This is a genomic window from Chitinophaga sp. XS-30 (assembly GCF_008086345.1).
GTDB lineage: Bacteria > Bacteroidota > Bacteroidia > Chitinophagales > Chitinophagaceae > Chitinophaga.
Window position 1 is genome coordinate 849,134 of sequence record NZ_CP043006.1, and the last position, 19,363, is coordinate 868,496.

General features: G+C 51.9%; 18 protein-coding genes. 6 read left to right on the forward strand and 12 right to left on the reverse strand.

Annotated elements, in window-relative coordinates:
- Window positions 1-9: 9 nt before the first annotated feature.
- Window positions 10-609: a ferritin-like domain-containing protein gene (locus tag FW415_RS03495; RefSeq protein WP_148382907.1), complete on the reverse strand. Its 600-nt coding sequence runs from the start codon at window positions 607-609 to the stop codon at window positions 10-12.
- 44 nt (window positions 610-653) lie between these two features.
- Window positions 654-1,019 (reverse strand): hypothetical protein, encoded by a 366-nt coding sequence (locus tag FW415_RS03500; protein WP_148382908.1) that lies wholly within the window; start codon window positions 1,017-1,019, stop codon window positions 654-656.
- 350 nt (window positions 1,020-1,369) lie between these two features.
- Here FW415_RS03500 and FW415_RS03505 point away from each other — a divergent pair, with 350 nt between their 5' ends.
- Together FW415_RS03505 and FW415_RS03510 are read left to right on the forward strand one after the other, a co-directional pair.
- A complete protein-coding gene (locus FW415_RS03505) occupies window positions 1,370-2,791 on the forward strand; it encodes an ATP-binding protein (RefSeq protein WP_148382909.1) in 1,422 nt (473 codons plus the stop codon).
- A 28-nt stretch (window positions 2,792-2,819) separates the two neighbouring features.
- On the forward strand, window positions 2,820-4,256 hold the full coding sequence (locus FW415_RS03510) for a hybrid sensor histidine kinase/response regulator (RefSeq protein WP_168208649.1): 1,437 nt from the start codon (window positions 2,820-2,822) through the stop codon (window positions 4,254-4,256).
- A gap of 84 nt (window positions 4,257-4,340) precedes the next feature.
- Here FW415_RS03510 and FW415_RS03515 read toward each other — a convergent pair whose 3' ends face one another.
- Window positions 4,341-4,493, reverse strand: a complete 153-nt coding sequence (locus FW415_RS03515) for a lmo0937 family membrane protein (RefSeq protein ID WP_148382911.1) — start codon at window positions 4,491-4,493, stop codon at window positions 4,341-4,343.
- A 225-nt stretch (window positions 4,494-4,718) separates the two neighbouring features.
- Here FW415_RS03515 and FW415_RS03520 point away from each other — a divergent pair, with 225 nt between their 5' ends.
- Complete coding sequence (locus FW415_RS03520; RefSeq protein WP_148382912.1) at window positions 4,719-5,171, forward strand: PA2169 family four-helix-bundle protein; 453 nt, start codon at window positions 4,719-4,721, stop codon at window positions 5,169-5,171.
- 242 nt (window positions 5,172-5,413) lie between these two features.
- Here FW415_RS03520 and FW415_RS03525 read toward each other — a convergent pair whose 3' ends face one another.
- Window positions 5,414-5,599 carry a CsbD family protein gene (locus FW415_RS03525; RefSeq protein WP_148382913.1) on the reverse strand — a complete coding sequence of 62 codons (186 nt, stop codon included), beginning with the start codon at window positions 5,597-5,599 and terminating at the stop codon, window positions 5,414-5,416.
- A gap of 271 nt (window positions 5,600-5,870) precedes the next feature.
- Between FW415_RS03525 and FW415_RS03530 the strand changes: the two genes are divergently transcribed.
- The 3 genes from FW415_RS03530 (at window position 5,871) to FW415_RS03540 (ending at window position 8,229) form a co-directional block, all read left to right on the forward strand.
- The gene (locus FW415_RS03530; protein ID WP_246858896.1) at window positions 5,871-6,236 is read left to right on the forward strand and encodes a response regulator; all 366 of its coding nucleotides are present in this window, start codon (window positions 5,871-5,873) and stop codon (window positions 6,234-6,236) included.
- Between the two features lie 72 nt (window positions 6,237-6,308).
- Window positions 6,309-7,754 carry a sigma-54 dependent transcriptional regulator gene (locus FW415_RS03535; protein WP_148382915.1) on the forward strand — a complete coding sequence of 482 codons (1,446 nt, stop codon included), beginning with the start codon at window positions 6,309-6,311 and terminating at the stop codon, window positions 7,752-7,754.
- A gap of 22 nt (window positions 7,755-7,776) precedes the next feature.
- Window positions 7,777-8,229: a low affinity iron permease family protein gene (locus FW415_RS03540; protein ID WP_148382916.1), complete on the forward strand. Its 453-nt coding sequence runs from the start codon at window positions 7,777-7,779 to the stop codon at window positions 8,227-8,229.
- Here FW415_RS03540 and FW415_RS03545 read toward each other — a convergent pair.
- The 8 genes from FW415_RS03545 to FW415_RS03580 all read right to left on the reverse strand — a co-directional run bounded on the left by FW415_RS03545 (window position 8,226) and on the right by FW415_RS03580 (window position 19,360).
- Window positions 8,226-8,714, reverse strand: coding sequence for a VOC family protein (locus FW415_RS03545; protein WP_148382917.1), 489 nt, complete (start codon window positions 8,712-8,714; stop codon window positions 8,226-8,228). The genes FW415_RS03540 and FW415_RS03545 overlap by 4 nt on opposite strands.
- A gap of 32 nt (window positions 8,715-8,746) precedes the next feature.
- Window positions 8,747-10,087: an anaerobic C4-dicarboxylate transporter family protein gene (locus FW415_RS03550; RefSeq protein ID WP_148382918.1), complete on the reverse strand. Its 1,341-nt coding sequence runs from the start codon at window positions 10,085-10,087 to the stop codon at window positions 8,747-8,749.
- A 175-nt stretch (window positions 10,088-10,262) separates the two neighbouring features.
- Entirely contained in the window at window positions 10,263-11,669 is a 1,407-nt protein-coding gene (gene aspA, locus FW415_RS03555) for an aspartate ammonia-lyase (RefSeq protein ID WP_148382919.1), read from the reverse strand.
- A 91-nt stretch (window positions 11,670-11,760) separates the two neighbouring features.
- Window positions 11,761-12,201, reverse strand: coding sequence for a hypothetical protein (locus FW415_RS03560; protein WP_148382920.1), 441 nt, complete (start codon window positions 12,199-12,201; stop codon window positions 11,761-11,763).
- A 26-nt stretch (window positions 12,202-12,227) separates the two neighbouring features.
- Window positions 12,228-12,866, reverse strand: coding sequence for an RNA polymerase sigma factor (locus FW415_RS03565; RefSeq protein WP_168208650.1), 639 nt, complete (start codon window positions 12,864-12,866; stop codon window positions 12,228-12,230).
- 38 nt (window positions 12,867-12,904) lie between these two features.
- A complete protein-coding gene (locus FW415_RS03570; protein WP_168208651.1) occupies window positions 12,905-14,233 on the reverse strand; it encodes a glycosyl hydrolase family 18 protein in 1,329 nt (442 codons plus the stop codon).
- A 30-nt stretch (window positions 14,234-14,263) separates the two neighbouring features.
- Window positions 14,264-15,862 carry a SusD/RagB family nutrient-binding outer membrane lipoprotein gene (locus FW415_RS03575; protein ID WP_148382923.1) on the reverse strand — a complete coding sequence of 533 codons (1,599 nt, stop codon included), beginning with the start codon at window positions 15,860-15,862 and terminating at the stop codon, window positions 14,264-14,266.
- Between the two features lie 36 nt (window positions 15,863-15,898).
- The gene (locus tag FW415_RS03580; RefSeq protein WP_148382924.1) at window positions 15,899-19,360 is read right to left on the reverse strand and encodes a SusC/RagA family TonB-linked outer membrane protein; all 3,462 of its coding nucleotides are present in this window, start codon (window positions 19,358-19,360) and stop codon (window positions 15,899-15,901) included.
- Between the last annotated feature and the right edge of the window lie 3 nt (window positions 19,361-19,363).

A 19,363-nucleotide genomic window follows, 5' to 3' on the forward strand; every position in this document is an offset into this window, starting at 1 on the left:
AAAATGAAATTAGTTCTCGGCCATCGCCTCTTCATTTACAGAAGATTCCGCGATCCGGGTCAGCAAAACATCTGTTTCTTTTTCTTCAGACAAGGTCTGCTCCAGCAGATCAGCGGCGGCAGTATGCCCCATATGGTTGGCAAGGGTACGCAGGCTGCCGTACGCGGCAATCTCGTAATGCTCTACTTTCTGCGCGGCAATGATCAGCCCCGCATCCAGCACTACGGATTCTTCCTCCTCCTGGATCAGTTCCTGGGCTTCCGCTACCAGCCCTTCCATGGCTTCGCATTTTTTGCCCGCGGGTTTTACGCCCATGAGGTCAAATATCTCCTCCAGGCGGCTGACATGTTCCTTCGTTACTTCCAGATGATCGGCAAAAGCATTGGCCAGATCTTCGGTAGTTGAGGCTTTTCGCATTTTAGGCAGCGCCTTTACCAGGTGTTTTTCCGCCCAGTAAATGTCCTTCAGCTCATCCATGAACAGCTGATGGAACTTTGAGTTTTCCATTTCAGGCCCTGGTTTCCTGCTGCCATTCTTTTGTGCAGGGGTGCCGTTTTTCCGGGCGGCAGTTGTTTTGGTATTGCTCCGGGTATTCTTGTTCGTAGCCATTGTATTAAGTTTTTATACGGTGATTTATTCAGGCAATGTGAAAATTATTTATTGGGAAAGGGGAAACGATCACGTTTGTCTACCAGGCTCTCTGTATCCCTGTCATCTTCCACTAACAGATCAGGGGAGCGTTCCTGCACATCATTGTTCTCTTCACTTTCTCCTTTATCCGGCATCTGCGGTTTCGGGCCCTGTTCTGGTCCTTCCGTGGGCAGCGTTTGCGGATTGCTGGGTTTACGGTCTATTTCCCGTTTTGGAATCTCGTCGGGGATTTCCTGCGTCTCTGTCACACGGTCATTACCCGGTTTCGGCTGGCCACCGCCTTCGCCATGGCCGCCCTTTTCCGGTCCCGGTGGCTGCTGACCCTGCCCCGGTTTGGGTTGCTGGGGATGATTAACTTCGCTTTTCATGGCTCACAAATTTTAAGGTGTAAAAAATGAATAGTAACACAATTGAGATCTCTGCTATGCAATTACATATCTATTCTTTCAAAGGCCATTCCAATAAGCCGGAGTATAAGGTGGAACACCTTTTGCAACAACAATATCAGCAGCCACCCCCTTGCATTCCAACGGCTGTTAAAAACTGCATCTATGGATAATTTCAGTGAGCTTTGCCGGCAGTACTGTGTAAAAATGCAGCAGGGAGGGTTTTCTTCCCCTGTCTTTGTAGAAAACCGTTTTCAGACTGTAGAAAATCTTTCACAGGAATGAAGCGAGGCAGATATTTGTAAGTATTTGTTTTTAAGTAACTTGTAGCAATGCATATCAGCGTACATAAAAAGATCAGGATCGGATTTTTTATCGCTTTCACGATCATCGTAGGCGCCTCTGTGCTGTCTTATCTTATCGGAAAAAATCTGATGCACAATGCCAACAGGCTCAATCATACTATAGAAGTTGCCAAGCGGCTGGAAAGGATCACGAAGCAGCTAAAGGATGCCGAAGCAGCGATAAGGGGATATAACCTGACGAAGAAGGAGACTTTCCTTCGCCCCAGCATGGAAGAGCGCAGCCTGAAGATCGAAAAAGAGTACCGCAACCTGCGCCTGATCATGGACGATCCGGAGCAGCAACGTAATCTGGACACACTCAAACAGTTGCTGGACGTGAAGTATAAGCAACTCACCGCCGGCGAGCAGAAAGACTTTGTTAAAGGCCGCCGCATTTCCGTTGGCGAAGGCGAAGTGTCCATGGACCTGATAGACCGGAAAGTGAACAGGATGACGGAGATCGAGGAAGCCCAGTTATATGAGAACTCCCGCCTGTTCGAATTTTTCTCCAATTTATGGATACCGGTAGTGTTCATTATCTCCCTGTTTGCCATTCTTATTGGTGTGTATTCCTATATTGTGCTCAACAACGAGTTCCGGCTGCAGCTGCATATCGAAGCCCGTATGAAGCTCTACCAGCGGGAGCTGCAGGATAATATAGCGTTGCTGAACAAATCCAACCAGGAACTGGAACAGTTTGCCTATGTTGCCTCCCACGACCTGCAGGAACCCCTGCGTAAGATATCCACCTTCAGCGACCGGCTTCAGTCCAAATACGGCAATGAGCTGGAACCCGAAGCGACGGAACTGATCAATCGCATGGTGGCGGCCGTTTCCCGGATGCGGGTGCTGATCAACGATCTGCTGATATTTTCCCGCGCAGGCCGCATCATGCCGGAAACAATGATGCCGGTAAACATGAACAGATTGTTGCAGGATGTCAGCGGAGACCTGGAAGTGGCTTTGCTTGAAAAAAAAGGAAGCATCATCTTTGACAAGCTGCCCGAAGTGGAAGGCAATGATACCGCCCTTCACCAGTTATTTCAGAATCTGATCTCCAATTCCATCAAATTTGCGCATCCTGACCGTGCTTTGAATATAAATATCAAAGGTGAGCTGTTAACCGGCCGGGAAACCGGTATCGTTAAAGAAAATAAATGGGGCGAAATGTTCTGCATGATCACGATCGAAGATAACGGCATCGGATTTGACCAGATATATGCGGAACGGATATTCCTTATTTTCCAGCGGCTGCATGGCGTAAGCGAATATAAGGGAACAGGCATCGGCCTGGCGATCTGCAAAAAGATCGTGGACGCCCATAACGGTTACATCAGGGCTTTCGGATACCCCGATAAAGGCGCCACCTTCGTGATCATTTTACCGCTGAAACAATCACGCGAAGAATAACGCGTTGTATAAAATACAGATGCAAATCATGAAAGATGCCAAGCAACACATTCTGATGATCGATGACGATGAGGATGATTTCTTTCTGGTCAACAGCCTTTTGCAGGACGTTGCCCCAAATCAGTACCATGTTGAATGGTGCCCGACCTATGAAACGGGCGTAGCCGCAATAGAGCGGAAACAACATGCGCTGTACCTGGTAGATTACCGCCTGGGCCGCCATACCGGGCTGGATATACTCCGCCATTTTCAGCATATCGGTTATGAAGCACCGGTGATCGTGCTTACCGGTAAAGGGGATTACGCGATTGACAACGAAGCCATGATGGCCGGGGCTACGGACTATCTCGTCAAGGGCGAGATCGGGGGACCTGACCTGGAAAGGGCTATCCGTTACAGTATCATGGAGCACAAGCACCTGCAAACCATCGCGGAGAACGAAAGAAAGTATTTCGGTATTTTCGAAAAATCCCATGACCTGATCATCCTGGCAGACTGTAATAAAAATATCATCGAAGTAAATCCCATCGCCCGGAAAAAACTCCAGTACCCGCGGGAAGAGCTGTTGAAAATGAACCTGAAAGACCTGTTCATGATGGAAGCCGAAGCCCTGCAATTCCTGCTGGACATCTGCGAGGAGAACGCCATCACACAGAAAGAATTTACATTCAAGACCCAAAACGGCCAGAAGCTGGATGTGCTGGTGAATGCCAGTAAACTTGATGAAAAGCTCGGCACCTTCCTCTGCGTGGCGGAAGACATTACCGATAAGAAAAGGGAGGAGCTGGAGAAGCAGCACCAGGAAAAATTTGTGATCACCGGCCGCATTGCGCGGGTAATTGCCCACGAAGTGCGGAACCCGCTCACCAACATCCTGCTGGCCGTAGGCCAGTTCAAACAGGATATGCCCACAGCGCAGGAAGATGCCCAGCTTTACCTGGACATTATTGAAAGGAATTGCACCCGTATCAATCACCTCGTCACGGAAATGCTGCAATCCACCCGCATGATGGAATTGCATCTCCATGAAATGGATGCCAACGAAATGGTGCATAAAGCATTGTCTCTTTCGGAAGACCGGCTGCAACTCAATGGCATCCGGCTGAAAGAGGATTATATGGAAGAGGAGGTTAAACTATTGGTAGACGAGGAAAAGATGAATATCGCCCTGTTAAATCTTTTTATCAATGCCATTGAGGCCATGACCCCGGATGAAGGGGTGCTTCGCATAAGCACGGCGCATGAGAACGGAAAAGTCTATATCCGTATTGCAGACAACGGCATCGGCATCCCGGAAGAGAACAAGGCAAGGCTGTTCGACCCCTTCTTTACCAATAAGACCAAGGGTACCGGCCTGGGCCTTACCTCCACCCAGAATATTATTCTCAACCACAAAGGAACCATTACCGTAGAGAGCAAGATCGGCGAAGGCACTTTGTTCTCTATCATTTTACCGGTGGCCTGAAACCGGCGTCATCCGGAAAAATAAACAGGAAAAGGGCATTATGCTCCTTTCCCTGTTTTTGTATGGATGAGTTATACAATGTTCCTATACAGCCCTCCCGCGAATAATATTAATCAGGATAGCAATGACTGCGAGGACTAACAATGCGTGGATAAGCCCGCCTGCAGAGTACACGAAAAAACCCAGCAACCATCCGATGATAAGGATCACAGCGATCAGATACAATAAACTGTTCATGGCTTTAAATATTAGTTCACTTTTCCAGTTAAAATATTGTGCCAATGCGCTATATCGCCGGTATTCAGCAAAATAGGAGATTCCGGGGAAAAACACCTGTGATGCGCATCCACATCCGGGGGCATCTCTTCCACAGCAACGCAACTATACCCACATTTTCTTCATGGCAGCGTTTTTGGAGCATTGACATCGTTAAACCTATTGTGTCATTAAAAAATTGAAACCATGCAAAAAGGAAAAACAGCGGCTGTACTGGAAGATCTGGTGAAGATCAATAATGACCGCGTTGAAGGATATGAAAAAGCCATGAAACAGACGGAAGATGAAGATCTCAAAATGTTCTTCAGCCGGATGCTGGATGAAAGCAGGCAATACCGCGAAGAACTGAATCGCCTGCTCGATGGGCTGGGTGGAGAAAGGGAAACGGATTCCACCGTAGCCGGAAAGATATACCGCACCTGGATGGATGTTAAAGTGTCCTTTGGCGGCAAAGACCGGCACTCCATCCTCGCTTCCTGCGAATTTGGCGAAGATGCCGCACAGAAATCCTATCGTCAGGCGCTGGAGCAGGACCTTCCCGCAAATATAAAGGATGTCATCTCCAGGCAGCAGTCCGCCCTGAAAGCATCTCATGACCGGGTCCGCCACCTGAGGGATATAGAAGCGGTCAACCGTTAACCGTTCCTGTACATAACAAGGCAACCGGCAGGTCCGTGAAAATTCACGGTTGCCGGTTGCTTTTTGTGTCGTCGCACACCAACAGGGTTAAAAAACTGTTCCGCATTTTATGCGGAACAGCGCTGGCAAGCTTTCCGGTTTCATGAATGCTTTACAACTTTCGTTGCGCTGCATGGCAAAACCTTAAAACTGCCAATAACTAAAACAACAGCTATGATAAAAGTATAACCGGCTATGTACGGTTATAGCTCATTAATGAGCTTTTTCACTTCTTCTTTGGACTTGCCCAGTTTTTTCTGGAGGCGTCCGTACAGCTCTTCTTCCTTACCTTCTGCGTATAACAGATCATCGTCTGTGAGATCACCGTATTGCTGCTTGAGCTTGCCCTTGATCTCATTCCAGTTTCCTTTTAATTGCAGGGAGTTCATATAAAAATTGTTTTGGTTTACGTATGATTTCAGGGATAAATGTTCAATTACTATACCATCCTGTTTTGCCGGTCCGATGCCTTATATTTGACCTTTAATGACGCAGATTGGGGAAGGCAGCGGCAGCGAAAGTGTGGAAAAAATTCCCCGCAACATCTGTTTAAACAGCTATCTATATCCCGGCAAAGAGTTTGCTTGATCAGGCATATAGAAGACACCGTTTACAAATATGAACTATGGATGGACCATACTTGAAGAACAAAAAAAAGCCATGGACGCTTTTATTCTGATCATAGACGATGAGCCCGACATTTGCCGACTATTGCAGTTAAGTCTCAGTAAACAAGGCTACAGGGTGAAATACGTACACGGCCTTACGGAGGGTTTGCAGTATCTGCAACGTTCCCGGCCGGATATCCTGTTCCTGGATATCCACCTGCCGGATGGCTCCGGACTGGATGCCCTGCCTGTGATAAAAAAGTGGTATCCTGACCTGATCGTGATCACGATCAGCGCTTATGACAACGGGATGGAAAAACAAAAAGCCCTAACAGCAGGAGCGGCCCACTTTTTGCCGAAACCTTTTGATGTGGGCAAGTTAAAAGAGATTATCTACGACGTGAAGGCTAAGCGTTAGCTTAATGACCCATATGCATAATTAGTTGTAAATTTATTATCCGGCCTGAATCAAATCTTATTGTCTAGTAATATGAAGAGTATCCTCATTGTTGATGATGAAATAAACATTTGTACTTTATTGAGCAGGTTTTTGAGCAAACACGGGTTCAAGACGGACAGTACCATGTCCGGCTCCCAGGCGCTCAAAATGCTGAAAGAACAGCCGTACGACCTGGTGTTGTGCGACTACCGCCTTAAAGATACCGATGGTGCCAGGTTGCTGAATGATATCCGGCAGCTTAACCCAAAGACCGTTGTGATCATCATTACCGGGTATTCCGATGTGCGCATTGCCGTGGAAATGGTAAAGAACGGCGCATATGATTACATTTCCAAACCGCTGTATCCTGACGAGATACTGAGCCTGGTGAACAAGGCCCTGGCCCAGCAACCCGCTGCTTTACCGGAAAACAACCATAACGTGGTGGCGCCGCATGCGCACGAAGAGCATTCCGCAGGCATTTCCCGCCCGCGCAAAAATGGCGGCTCCTACGTGTTTGGAGAAAGCGAGCCTTCCCAGGAACTGTACCGGGAACTTACGCTGGTAGCGCCGACGGACTTCAGTGTCATCATTTTCGGGGAAACGGGCACGGGTAAGGAATCCGTTGCTCACCTCATTCATGAGCACAGCAGCCGGAAAGGGCAACCCTTCGTGGCAATGGACTGCGGCAGCCTTTCCCGGGAACTGGCGGCCAGCGAACTGTTCGGCCATGAAAAAGGCGCTTTTACCGGAGCCATAGGCACCAAGATCGGGGCTTTTGAACAAGCCACCGGCGGTACATTGTTCCTGGACGAGATCGCCAACCTGTCTTATGACATCCAGGTAGCCCTGCTCCGGGTGATCCAGGAAAAACAGATCCGGCGCGTAGGCAGCATGAAAGAAATAGCGGTGGATGTACGCCTCATCGTAGCCTCCAATGAAAATCTCTTCGAATCCGTACAAAAAGGCAAGTTCCGGGAAGACCTCTTCCACCGTTTCAATGAATTCACCATTCATATACCGCCGCTGCGGGAAAGGAATGAAGACCTTCCCCTGTTCGTGGAAGCTTTCATTGAACAGGTCAGCAAAGAGTTGAACAAACCCGCAGCCACCCTCAGCGATGAAGTATGGGAATGCTTCCGGAATTACGACTGGCCCGGCAATATCCGGGAACTGAAGAACGTCATCCGCAGGGCAAGCCTGCTTACCCCAACCGGCAAGGAAATAGGCATGGCCGCCCTGCCGCTGGAAATGAAAGCCGGCAGCAGCACACCCCGTTACGCCGCATCCCCCGCGGAAGGAACCCGCGAGGAAATGCCCGAAGGCGTAATGCTGGACTCGAATGACCTGAAATCAGTAGCCCTGAAAGCTGAATACAACAAGATCATCAATGTGCTGAAAGAAGTGAAGTATAACAAAACCAAAGCAGCACAGCTGCTCAATATCGACAGGAAGACGTTGTATAACAAGCTGCGGCTGCTGAATATCAATTACTAGCGGTTCCATACTTCAACATATCATGGCCAGAAAACTACCCTTTTTCGAACGGCTGGCAGGTAAGGCCGTCCGCGCAACCGGAAGCCCCTGGGCTTTTGTGATCGCTGCGCTGATCATTCTCGTATGGGGCATTACCGGCCCGCTGTTCGGCTTTTCAGATACCTGGCAACTGGTGATCAATACCGGCACTACCATCGTTACCTTCCTGATGGTATTCATCATCCAGAAAACACAGAACAAGGATTCCAAGTCCCTGCAACTAAAACTGAACGAACTGATCGCTGCCACCAAAACGGCCAGCAACCGCCTGCTCGTTATTGAAGACCTCTCCGAGCAGGAGCTGGACACACTCCACAAATATTACTGCAAACTGGCGGAGGAAACAAAGAAAAACCTCGACCTGCGGCATTCCCATTCCATAGAAGAAGCCGTTGACAATGTAACGGACAAGATAAAAGTGATAAAGAAGGCCTAGCTGTCCAGTTCCCGCAACAGATCCGGGATATTCAGGCGATGGGTGTACATGGTCAGTTCGCCCGCCTCGTCAACCGGCCATTGTTCACGGGGCCGGTCCCGGTAAAGTTCCAGCCCGTTCCCGTCCGGATCATTCAGGTACAGCGCTTCGGAAACGCCATGGTCCGCAAAACCGGTAAAAACAATACCCGCATCGGTCAGCCTTTTATAGATCGCCGCAAGGTCTTTCCTTTCAGGATACAGTATGGCAACATGGTAGAGCCCGGCAGTATTCTCCGGCGCCGGCGGCATCCCTTTGCTGTGCCAGGTATTCAGGCCGATATGGTGATGGTATCCTCCGGCGGAGATAAAAGCCGCCTGTTCGCCATATTTCATCATCAGCTCAAAGCCCAGCAGGCCGCAATAGAAGTCAAGAGAACGCTGCAGGTCGGATACTTTCAGATGCACATGGCCGATGCGCGTCTGTGCGGGAACGGTGTAACTCATGCGGAAGCAGATTTACCTGCAAATATATCGCCTTACCATAACAAGCCCGCAAAAAGAAAGCCCATTGCTACGGCCACGGAAACGCAGACGAGGCCGGGGAGCATAAAGCTGTGATTGAGCAGGTATTTCCCGATATGCGTACTGCCGGTACGGTCGAACTGAATGGCGGCCAGCAGGGTGGGATATCCCGGCAATACAAAATCCCCGTTCACCGCGGGGAACATGGCTACCAGGTGCGGCGGGGCGATGCCCAGCATCACGCCGAGCGGCATCAGCGCCTTGGTGGTGGCGGCCTGGCTGAAGAGGAGGACACTGAGCAGGAAAAGTGCTATAGCAAAGGTCCAGGGTTCCGCGCGGGCCATATCGCCCAGCGCGCCTTCTATCACTCCTTCATTGGCTTTCATGAACGTTGCGCTCATCCATACCACTCCGAAGATGGATACCACAGCCTGCGCACCCGCAGTAAAGAGGCTGGCCCTGGCCACGGCTATCGTCTGCACCTTGCAGGCCAGCAGTATGAGCGCAGCGGCGGCCAGCATCACCAGTTCAATGACGGCGGACATTTTTATGGTGCCATTGGCATTCATGGAAAGATTGGCCGCGCCCGGCGGGAAAGACGGCAGCAGGGAAGGAAATGATCCGGCCAGTACGATCAGGATAACCGCCATGCCGAAGATCAGGACGGAAGTTTTGGCGCCCGGGGGCAGGGGTTTGCGGCTTGCGCCGGAATCCGTATCCAGCCCTTTCGCAAACTCCGGGTCTTCCATTTTTTTCAGGAACACGGGGTCTTTATCCAGGTCCTTCCCCATCCGCCATACGGCTACCACACCCGCCAGAATACCGATGATACTGGCCGGTATGCAAACCTGCAGGATATGCGACAGCTGGATCTGCCCGCCCAGGATAGTGATCATGGCGGCGGTAGCGGCTGAAATGGGACTGGCCGTAATGCCCAGGTGCGCGGCGATAACCGATACACTGAGCGGCCGCTCGGGCCGGATGCGTTTGCTCGTAGCTACTTCGGAAATAACCGGCAACAAAGAGTACGTAATATGCGCCGTACCGGCAAACAGTGTAAAGCAAAAGGTGACCAGGGGGCCCATCAGCGTGATCATCGAAGGCTTGCTGCGGAGAATGCGCTCGGCGAGGCGCACCATGTAATCCATCCCTCCCGCGGCCTGCATCGTTGCCGCGGTGGATACCACCGCCAGGATGATCAGCATCACATCGATCGGCGGCTCCGCCGGTCTCATGCGGAAGATAAAAATATAGATGGCCAGCGCCACCATCCCCATCACGCCAAGGCCAACACCTTTCATCCGTGCACCAATAAGGATCGTCGCTAACATGATTGCAAACTGAAGCCAGATCATAATCGTGGATATTATAGCCGCACAAGATATTCGTTTTCGCCAATTTTTTCAGGCACTTTTGGCGGGGGATGCGGGACGCCGGCCCATAATAGCGCGCCCGCTCACGTTTGCCGGTAGCGGGCAACAGGCGATGAAAGCGCCAGCCGCTAACACTGTAATCCGCTGATACTGGCTTTTACCGGTTGATGAACTTCGGCCGGATGAGATTCTCGAAAGTGAATATCTCGTCCCATTTCTCCTGGGTGACCAGCTTTTTTTCTTTCACGGCGATATCGTGCACGGACTTCCCCGTTTCCAGCGCTTCCCGGGCAATGGCGGCTGATTTTTCGTATCCGATGATCGGGTTCAGCTGTGTGACGATGCCGATGCTCTGCATCACCATATCCTGCGTGCGGCTGGCATTGGCGGTAATGCCCGTCACGCATTTCTCCCGGAGGGTATTGCAGGCATTGGTCATATAGGTGATGGAGGTAAACAGGGAAAACGAAATAACGGGTTCCATGACATTGAGCTGCAATTGCCCTGCTTCCGCGGCCATGGTCAGTGTAAGGTCTGCACCGATCACATAATAGGCCGTCTGGTTCACCACCTCCGGGATCACGGGGTTAACTTTTCCCGGCATGATGGAGGAGCCGGGCTGCATCGGCGGCAGGTTGATCTCGTTCAGGCCCGTTCTGGGGCCGGAGGACAGCAGGCGCAGGTCGTTGCATATCTTGGACACTTTCACCGCAGTGCGCTTGAGCACACCGGAAAGCTGCACATAGGCGCCGGTATCGTTGGTAGCCTCAATGAGATCGCCTGCTAATAACAATTCCAGCCCTGTTACCGCCGAAAGGTGTTTGGTGACCAGCTCCGCATATCCTTCCGGAGCATTTACCTTGGTACCGATGGCGGTAGCGCCCATATTGATCTCGGAGATCAGGCGCTTGCTGTCCTCTATGCGGGACAGTTCCTCACGGATATTGGTGGCAAAGGCTTTAAATTCATCACCCATGCTCATCGGCACGGCATCCTGCAGCTGTGTGCGGCCCATCTTCAACACATGTTTGAATTCCTCACCCTTTTCATGGAAGGCATCCGCCAGTGCGCGCAGGCTTTGGCTGTATGCAGTGAGCTTATTGATAAGGGCGATCCGGAATGCGGTTGGATAAGCGTCATTGGTGGACTGCGAGCAGTTCACATGATTGTTGGGATGACAAAAATCGTAATCCCCTTTCTCTTTTCCCATCATCTCAAGGGCTACGTTAGCAATGACCTCATTGGCATTCATGTTCACCGAAGTACCGGCGCCGCCCTGTATGAGATCGGTGATGAACTGATCGTTGAACTCCCCGTTGATCACACGGTCGCTGGCGTTTACAATGCGATCGGCAATATCTCTGTCCAGCACCCCCAGTTCCGCATTGGCCATCGCGGCGGCTTTCTTTACATACCCTAATGCCTGTACGAAGAGCGGCTCCACTTTCAGCGGAATGCCGGTAATATGAAAGTTCTCGATGGCGCGGAGGGTTTGTATCCCGTAATAAACATCCTTCGGGATCTCCCTTTCCCCGAGGAAATCGTGTTCACGACGTAGTGCCATAAGTTTAGCTTTGTTGTTATCAGCGAAGATATTGCATTCAGGGTTCACGAAAAGCGGGTGTAAAGGAATGGGGTACGGGAGAAATTTATGATCAGCGGAAAGTACCCATCTGTTGCTCAATCCGGATCTTTTCCCTTTCCAGCCGGCGTTCTTCCACCTGCCGGTATTTGAAGTAAAAATAAATGGCCAGGAACAGGCAGAACTTGAATAAAAGGAAAGCAGTGAGCAGTATCCATTTCCAGACCTTGTGAACCGTGATATAGTTTTCTTTATTGGGCTGGATGTTGATGAAAGTATAGTTCTTCTGTTTATCCTGCCCGCCGCCGGTATCGGTATCCGCCCAGTTATAGGGTTTGAGGGTGCGCTCCCGCAATTCCCTGGGCGGCAGCACGGCCTCTTCGAAACACAAGCGGTGGTAGGTGCGTTCCACGGCTTCCAGTTCGGTGCGCAGCTCCGGATGCTTCTCCAGCATAAATGCCATTTCAGCCGATTCCTCAGGGGAAGTCAGGCCCAGCACATAGCTTTCAACCATACCATTCTCTATGTATTCCTGCAAGTTCAATTACCGGTGGAAAATTTTCTGAACGCGATCATTGCTTCTTTCAGCAACTGATGTACCCTTTCCTCGCTCACGCCCATCGTGATAGCTGCATTTGATCTGGAGAGTCCTTTACAGTAGCATAAAACAAATACTTGTTTGCATTGTTCATCCAATGTTCTGCTAAATTGTATCAATGCATTCGATTCATTACCAGTTAATTCTCCATACGGGCATACCCGTACGGCCATTTCCCGTGTCTTTTCAAGTAACCACGAAAATAAGGATATTCTGCCGGATTGGTAATATTCATCGATATTTTCGAATATTCCGGTAAAGGTTTTCAGCAAAATGTTGGCGGCCTCCTGCTGATCAGGGACCAGCTGCAGAACAAACCCGTACATAGCGGCTGCATATTGGTCGTATAACCAATGTTTTGCTGCGGGATCGCCTGCCTTGATCTGTTCTAATAAAGTGCGCTCGTTGAGATATACTGCCTGAGATTGCAAGTATCCGGGGTTTGGTCTGTTCCAAATGTAAGCAATAAATAAATGCGCAAAACGACCCTGGAACAGCGCTGCCGGGCAAAACCGTTTTAGCAGCAAAAAAAAAGCAAAAAGGCCAGCCCTCCGGCCGACCCTTGTTGCTCTATTAACCAAAAAAATTGTGCTGTGCCCCTGTTGGTCGCGCGTGCGGACTATTTCAGGGCATCAGACAATACTTTCAGCAGGGAGGCATCGTCCATGCTGTCATAATCCACAGCCCAGAGGAATGCACCCTTGAATGCGGTGGCTTTGATGTAATCTGCTTTCTGTTTAACGAGGGGTTTGCCGTTGTAATACACCCCGAAATTGCTGTTCACCATTTCCTTGTCAGCCGCAGCCGGATCAAGCCCGAGGATGGCCCGGTAAGACAGGTATTCGTAAGAACCCCAGCTCTCGTTGTTCCCGTCCGCATCCACGGCATTGTACCGCAGCCCGAATGCCGGTAAACCGATCACCAGTTTATCCGCCGGCAGGTGAAAGTCCGTCCATATCTTCGCCGCCGATACCATGTAATCATATCCCGATGCCTGCCCGCGGGGAGCGCCCGGCCCCACATGCAACCCGTCCTCAAAAGCGCGCACATTCACCCAGTCCGCCCCCGAAAGGTCCGGATAATCCCAGTGCTGCCACCCGGCGCCTACCGTTACGGTGATCAGCGCTTCCGCAGGCAGCTCCGCCCGGAGCCCGGTAATAAAGGGCGCAATGGCGGCTACATTGGCGGCATAACTGCCCGAATTGATATCGGTCATCAATATTTCCACACCATCGAGTTTACGGTTGGTCACATAATTGGCCACATTGGCAATCAGTGCAGCGCGACTGGCCGGTTCGCGGATAGCCTGCCCAAAATCATTGGCTTCGTACAATGCCCATCCGTCCACGCCGGACAAACGACCGGTAATTCCCAGCAACACCGGCCTGCCTGCAATATGCGCCCGCGCCACCAGCTCTGCCATCCGTTGATTCACCTCACCGGCGGAAACATCCAGCGAGCCATCCGAAGACACCCGGCCTGCCTGAAAGGCCACATGGGTAAGATGCGCCAGGTCAACATCCACGGCCGTACCGGCAGCTGTCAGGTAGCCCATCACCACCTGCGTGTAAGGCGCGGGTGTGTAGGTATCCGGGCTCACCAGCACTTTTTTGCTGCGGTAGCTTTTCAATCCGTTGAATTCCACCTCCAGGTCTACCGTGTATTCCCCGCCGGCATCGGGAGAAAAAGCAAAGACGGTGTCGGTGGACTTTATTTCGCCATCCACCTTCCAGGCCACCTTCACTTTTCCCACCGGCGAGAACAGCAGGCCGTTGTACTTCGCCGTATCTCCGGCGTTGATGATCATGGTGGGCGTATTGAAAACATTCAGGATGTCGAAGATCCGCGGATAATCACCTTCGCCGAATTCCGGATCGTCTATGCGGTTTTTGCTGCAGGAGAGCAGAACGACGGAGAGTATAAGCGGTATGTATAATTTCTTGAACATGATCATGGTTGTTAGTTGATCGAAAATTGATTACTTGTCCCACCACACACGGGCCGTCCAGTCATCCGCCCCACCCATGTCTTCGAGTGCTTTTGTATAATTCTCGTTGTTCTGTTCTTTTTCTGTGAGGGGGTACTCGAAGCGGCGGGGAATCTTGGTGGTGCTGGAATAGCCGGGTTTGTAACCGGGCGTCAATTCCGGGTATCCGCTGCGGCGCCAGTTGGCGTATGCTTCCGGGCCATTCATAAAGAGGGCCACCCATAGCTGGTGATTGATCATGGCCAGTTCCCTCCCGGGCGCCAGCACATTGTCCGCCTTGTATTGCGTGATCCTGTCATCTCCGATCACGGGACCGCCGTTGTACAGGGCAAGCTGACGGATGGCGGCTTCTATCCCCCGGTTGTAATGCGCGGCAAAATCCCCGTTCAGGTCAAGCCCCCACCGGAAGCAGGCTTCCGCCAGCAGCAATTCCACTTCCGCCAGGGTAAGGTGCAGGAAGGGCGCATTATTGGCGATCAGGAAATTGGCCAGCTGTATCTTTTGTGCGTTATTGCCTACCGCGTAAGCGCCAATGCCGGGCACATCCACCGTGAAGGTCTCCTTCCAGTCGTCCCACACAAAATCCCCGTTGTTGCATCCCTGGTAACCTACCACCGCTCTCACCTGCGGGCTGATATCGGTACGTTCCATAAAACGGTACGGGTTATCGATATAATATTTCGCGATATGCTCCAGCCGCGGATCATTGGTATTGCGCAACGCATCGATGAAGGTCTGGGAAAAGCGGTAGGCGATCACCTCTCCCTGGTTGATGGATGCGGAAAGGCCGTTGCCGCGGATATCCTGGTAGTTGTTCTGGATGTTCTCATGTCGCATGATGCATACATCTTCCTGCGTAGTGAAAACACCGCGTTGAAAGGCTTTCTGCGCTTCTTCGCGGGCGGTTTCCGGCGCAATTTTCACCAGCCGCATTGCCAGGCGGAGATGCAGGGAGTTGGCGAATTTTTTCCAGCGGGCGATGTCGCCGTTATAAAACTGGTCCTGCGATACCGCGTCCTTTGCCGGGTCCAGCGCTGTTGAGGCTTCCGTCAGCTCTTTGAAGAAATCCGCATAGATGTCCGCCTGTTTATCGTATTTCGGCCTGATCTTCCCGGCGAAAAATCCGGAAGATGCCTCGCTGTAGGGGATATCGCCGTAGAGGTCCGTCAGTCTCGCGAAAATATAGACCTTCATGATGCGGCAGATGTTATGGAGATTGGAGCGGGCGGGATCTTCTTTCGTTCTGGTAACGGCATCCACCATGTTCAGCACATCATTGGGATAATTAAGTTCCCAGAGGATGCTCATGTATTGCTGCTGCTTTACATAAAAGCCGCCGTACTGGCAGGCCCAGGCCCCGCCGAGCTGCTGCACCATGGGCATGCACATGAAAGTGCCTACGCGCTCATTCGATTCGAGATCGCCGGAGAAACGCCCCTGCACCAGCGCCAGTTGCAGCGCGGGGTCCATATTGCTGCTTTGTGTGGGGTTGATATTCATATCCCCGAAGTTGTTGCAGCCGGTGAAATAAAGCAGGCACAGGCATAAAAGGATCGGATATCTGGATGTTATTATTTTGCCCGGTTTCATACTTGTTGATTTTTGGTTGAGCAATGCATACCGGTCCTAAAACCGCATGTTCAGGTTCAGGCCCCAGCTTCTGCGGGAAGGCAGGGAGCCGTATTCCAGCCCCTGCCCATTGCCGTTGTTATAGTTAGAATCAGGATCTACATTGGGTACTTTCTTATGCAGGATAAAAGGATTGCGGCTTACAACGGAGACGGTGAGCCCGCCTACATTTATACGCCGCAGCAAGGCAGCCGGCACATGGTATGTCAATGCCATTTCCCGCATCTTCAGGTACGAAGCATCATACAGGAAGGGCGTGGTGATGCCTTTATTATCGCTGTAGAACAGCGACCAGTACTGGCCGGGGTCCACCGCGGCCGTATTCTTCACATACACAGGTTTGCCGCTCGCATCCATACCGTTCCTGACCACACCCTGCGGCACATATCCCTGTACCATGCCCATTTCCCTCCATTCGGCGGGTGTTTTATTGGCGGCCATCCGCTGCTCTTCGGAATGTATCCATTCCTGCCGGCCTTCCAGCGTTATTTCATGGCTGCCGCGCAGTACGGCGAAGAGGTTGGTCATGGAGAAAAGGTCGGCGCCCTGCTTGATGTCCAGGATAGCATTGAAGGTGAAGTTCTTGTAGGAGAGCGTTGTGGTCAGCCCGCCGGTCCAGTCCCAGGTGCCTTTACCCAGTACCTTCCGTTCATCGGAAGGGATAGGTGTAAGGGTGATGGAGTCCAGTATGATATTTCCCGATGGGTCTTTCTGGTAGTCGTACCCCAGGATGGCCCCGTAGGGCGCATTGGGTTGGGCGACCACGGAAACACCCAGCCAGCGTGCATCGGAAAGCGAAAGGAAGGGTACGCCATTGGCGAGTGATTTTACCACATTCTTGTTCCTGGCTGCGTTCACGCTGATATCCCAGCGGAAGTCTTCCGTTTTCACCGGTGTGGCGGACAAGGCGATCTCCCAGCCCTGATTGCTGATCACTCCGGCATTCACGAGCCCCTGCGGGAAACCGGAGGACAAGGGTTGCGGAACATAATTGATCTGGTCCCTGGAGGCCTGCGTATAGTAGGTAAGGTCCAGCGAAATATTATTGTCGAAGAACTTCATTTCGGTACCGATCTCGAAAGAGCGGGTACGCGTTGGCACCAGGCTGTTGGGTGGCTGCACCTTTGTAGAGATGCCGCCTACGGCATTGCCATTGAGCGGATATTGCAGCAGGGCATAAGCGAGGTTCAGCATATGGGGGTCCGTATCGGTGCCTACTTCCGCGGCGGAAACGCGCAGCTTGCCGTAGCTCAGCACCTTGCTGCGGATACCGAATGCATCGGTGAAAATGAAACTGCCGGAAAGCGAGGGATACCAATAGGTATTGTTGTCCTGCGGCAATGTGGAGGAAGCGTCGCGGCGTACTGACGCATCCAGGTATACATAGTTTTTGTACGCCATGCTGACGAGCCCGTAGAAAGAATTGATCCGCTTGCGGCGGTCCAGGTCCGTGATCACTTTATCATTAAAGCTGTTGAAGCTCACCACATCATTTACCACCATATCCGTAGCCAGCAGGCTGGTACCGGGATTGGCGTATTGGGAGATGCTGCTCCCCAGCCTTGCGGCGGCGTACCATTTCGGCGTGAACTGCTTTTGCATGGTGAGCAGCAGGTCTGCTTCCGTAGTAGCGAAACGCTGATCCAGCCCTTCATACCTGCCGGAGATAGCGCCGGGTGTGCTGCGTGGACTGAACTTGCGGTATTTGAAGAACGTGATATCATTCGAGAAACGGCCCTGCAATCCTATCCATTCCGCAAACTGGTAATTGGCGATCACCGTGCCGAGCAGGCGGTCCTTTTTGGTATTGTTCTGCATCTCATTGATCACCCAGTAAGGGTTCAGCCGGTATTCCCCACCGCCCCAGTCCACATAATCCCCGTTCTGGTTCTTGTGCCCTCCGGCGAATATTTTCTGGTCCACATTATTGGCGAGGCCTACAAATGCGTTCCCGATATTGCCCACATCATCAGCCAGGGCGGGGCGGTTGTTCACATCTTCCCGCATGTACATGATCTTTGCATCGAGACTGAAGTGCTTTCCGAATTTAGAGCTGCTGGAAAGGTTGACCGTATTGCGGTGCATGTAGCTGTTGGGAACGATGTCGTTATTCCGGAGATCAGACACCGAGAGGCGAAAAGCCGTATTGTCCGTAGCGTTCGTAAGGGAGATGGTATTGGTGAAGGTGGAGCCGGTGCGGAAGAAATTCTCGATGTTATTGCGTACCAGTCCATATGGCCGAAGTTCTCCGTCAAACCCCGGCACCATCAGTCCCGGATCGAGCCTTGCGCCGAAATTGCTGAAGAGCGTGCTCCGCGCCTGATCCCGGTCCCGCGGGATGGTGCCCGCAGTGCCCTGGCCGTATTGGTATTGATAATCGTCCCAGCGGGTCAGTTGTTTCTCCATCGTGGCGGTGCTGTTCACTTCTATGCCCAGCGCCTTTTTCATGCTGCCTTTTTTGGTGGTGATGAGGATCACGCCGTTTCCGGCCCGGCTGCCGTAGAGGGCTGAAGCCGAGGGGCCTTTCAGTACGCTGATGGTCTCGATATCGTCCGGGTTGATCGCGGAGATGGCATCCCCGAAATCAAATCCGCTGGAATATTTTTCGCCGCCTACCTGGCCGTAGTTGGAGTTGTCTATCGGTACGCCGTCCACAACATAAAGGGGCTGGTTATTTCCGGAAATGGAAGTATTGCCGCGGATGATCACCCGGGAGGAACCTGCGGGGCCGCCCGCCGTGCTGTTGATGATCAGGCCCGGCACCTTGCCGGCCAGGGAATTGATCACATTGGTTTCGCGGGCGCGTTTCATATCATCGCCGGAAACTTCCGCATGCGCATATCCCAGGGCCCGCGCTTCTCTTCGTATGCCCAATGCCGTTACCACCACCTGGCCCAGCTCCGTAACTTTTTCTTTCAGCACAACATTCATCGTGGAGCCTTCGGGACCGGCCACGCGGGTAACCGTTTCAAACCCTATCATGCTGAAGGCTATCCTGTCGCCTTCATTGGCTTCAATGGAATAGGCGCCATCATCCAGCGAGTTGACCGCTTTTTTCAGGCGGGTGTTCTGCACGGTAACCCCTGGCAGCGGCTCTCCTCTTTCATTCTTTACACGGCCGCGCAGCTGGTAAGTCACCACTTCGGCAGCGGCCTGGGGGCGGATCATCACAATGTTGTCCGATATCCTGTAATTGGAGTTGATCGCTTTGCACAGTCGTGCCACCACAGCATCCAGCTGCTGCCCTTCTATGCGCATGCGAATGGGCATGTCTTCCCGGATACCGGAGGGGTTGTAGGAAAAACGCACGTCAGCCGCCTGTTCAATTTGTTTGAATACGGTGGAGAGCGCCGTGTTGTCCCAGTTAAACGAATAAACCTTCTGTTGTGCAAACGTACTGATCTGCAGCCATATCAACATAGCCGCGATCGTACATGAGCGGGGTAAAATTTGCTTCATGTA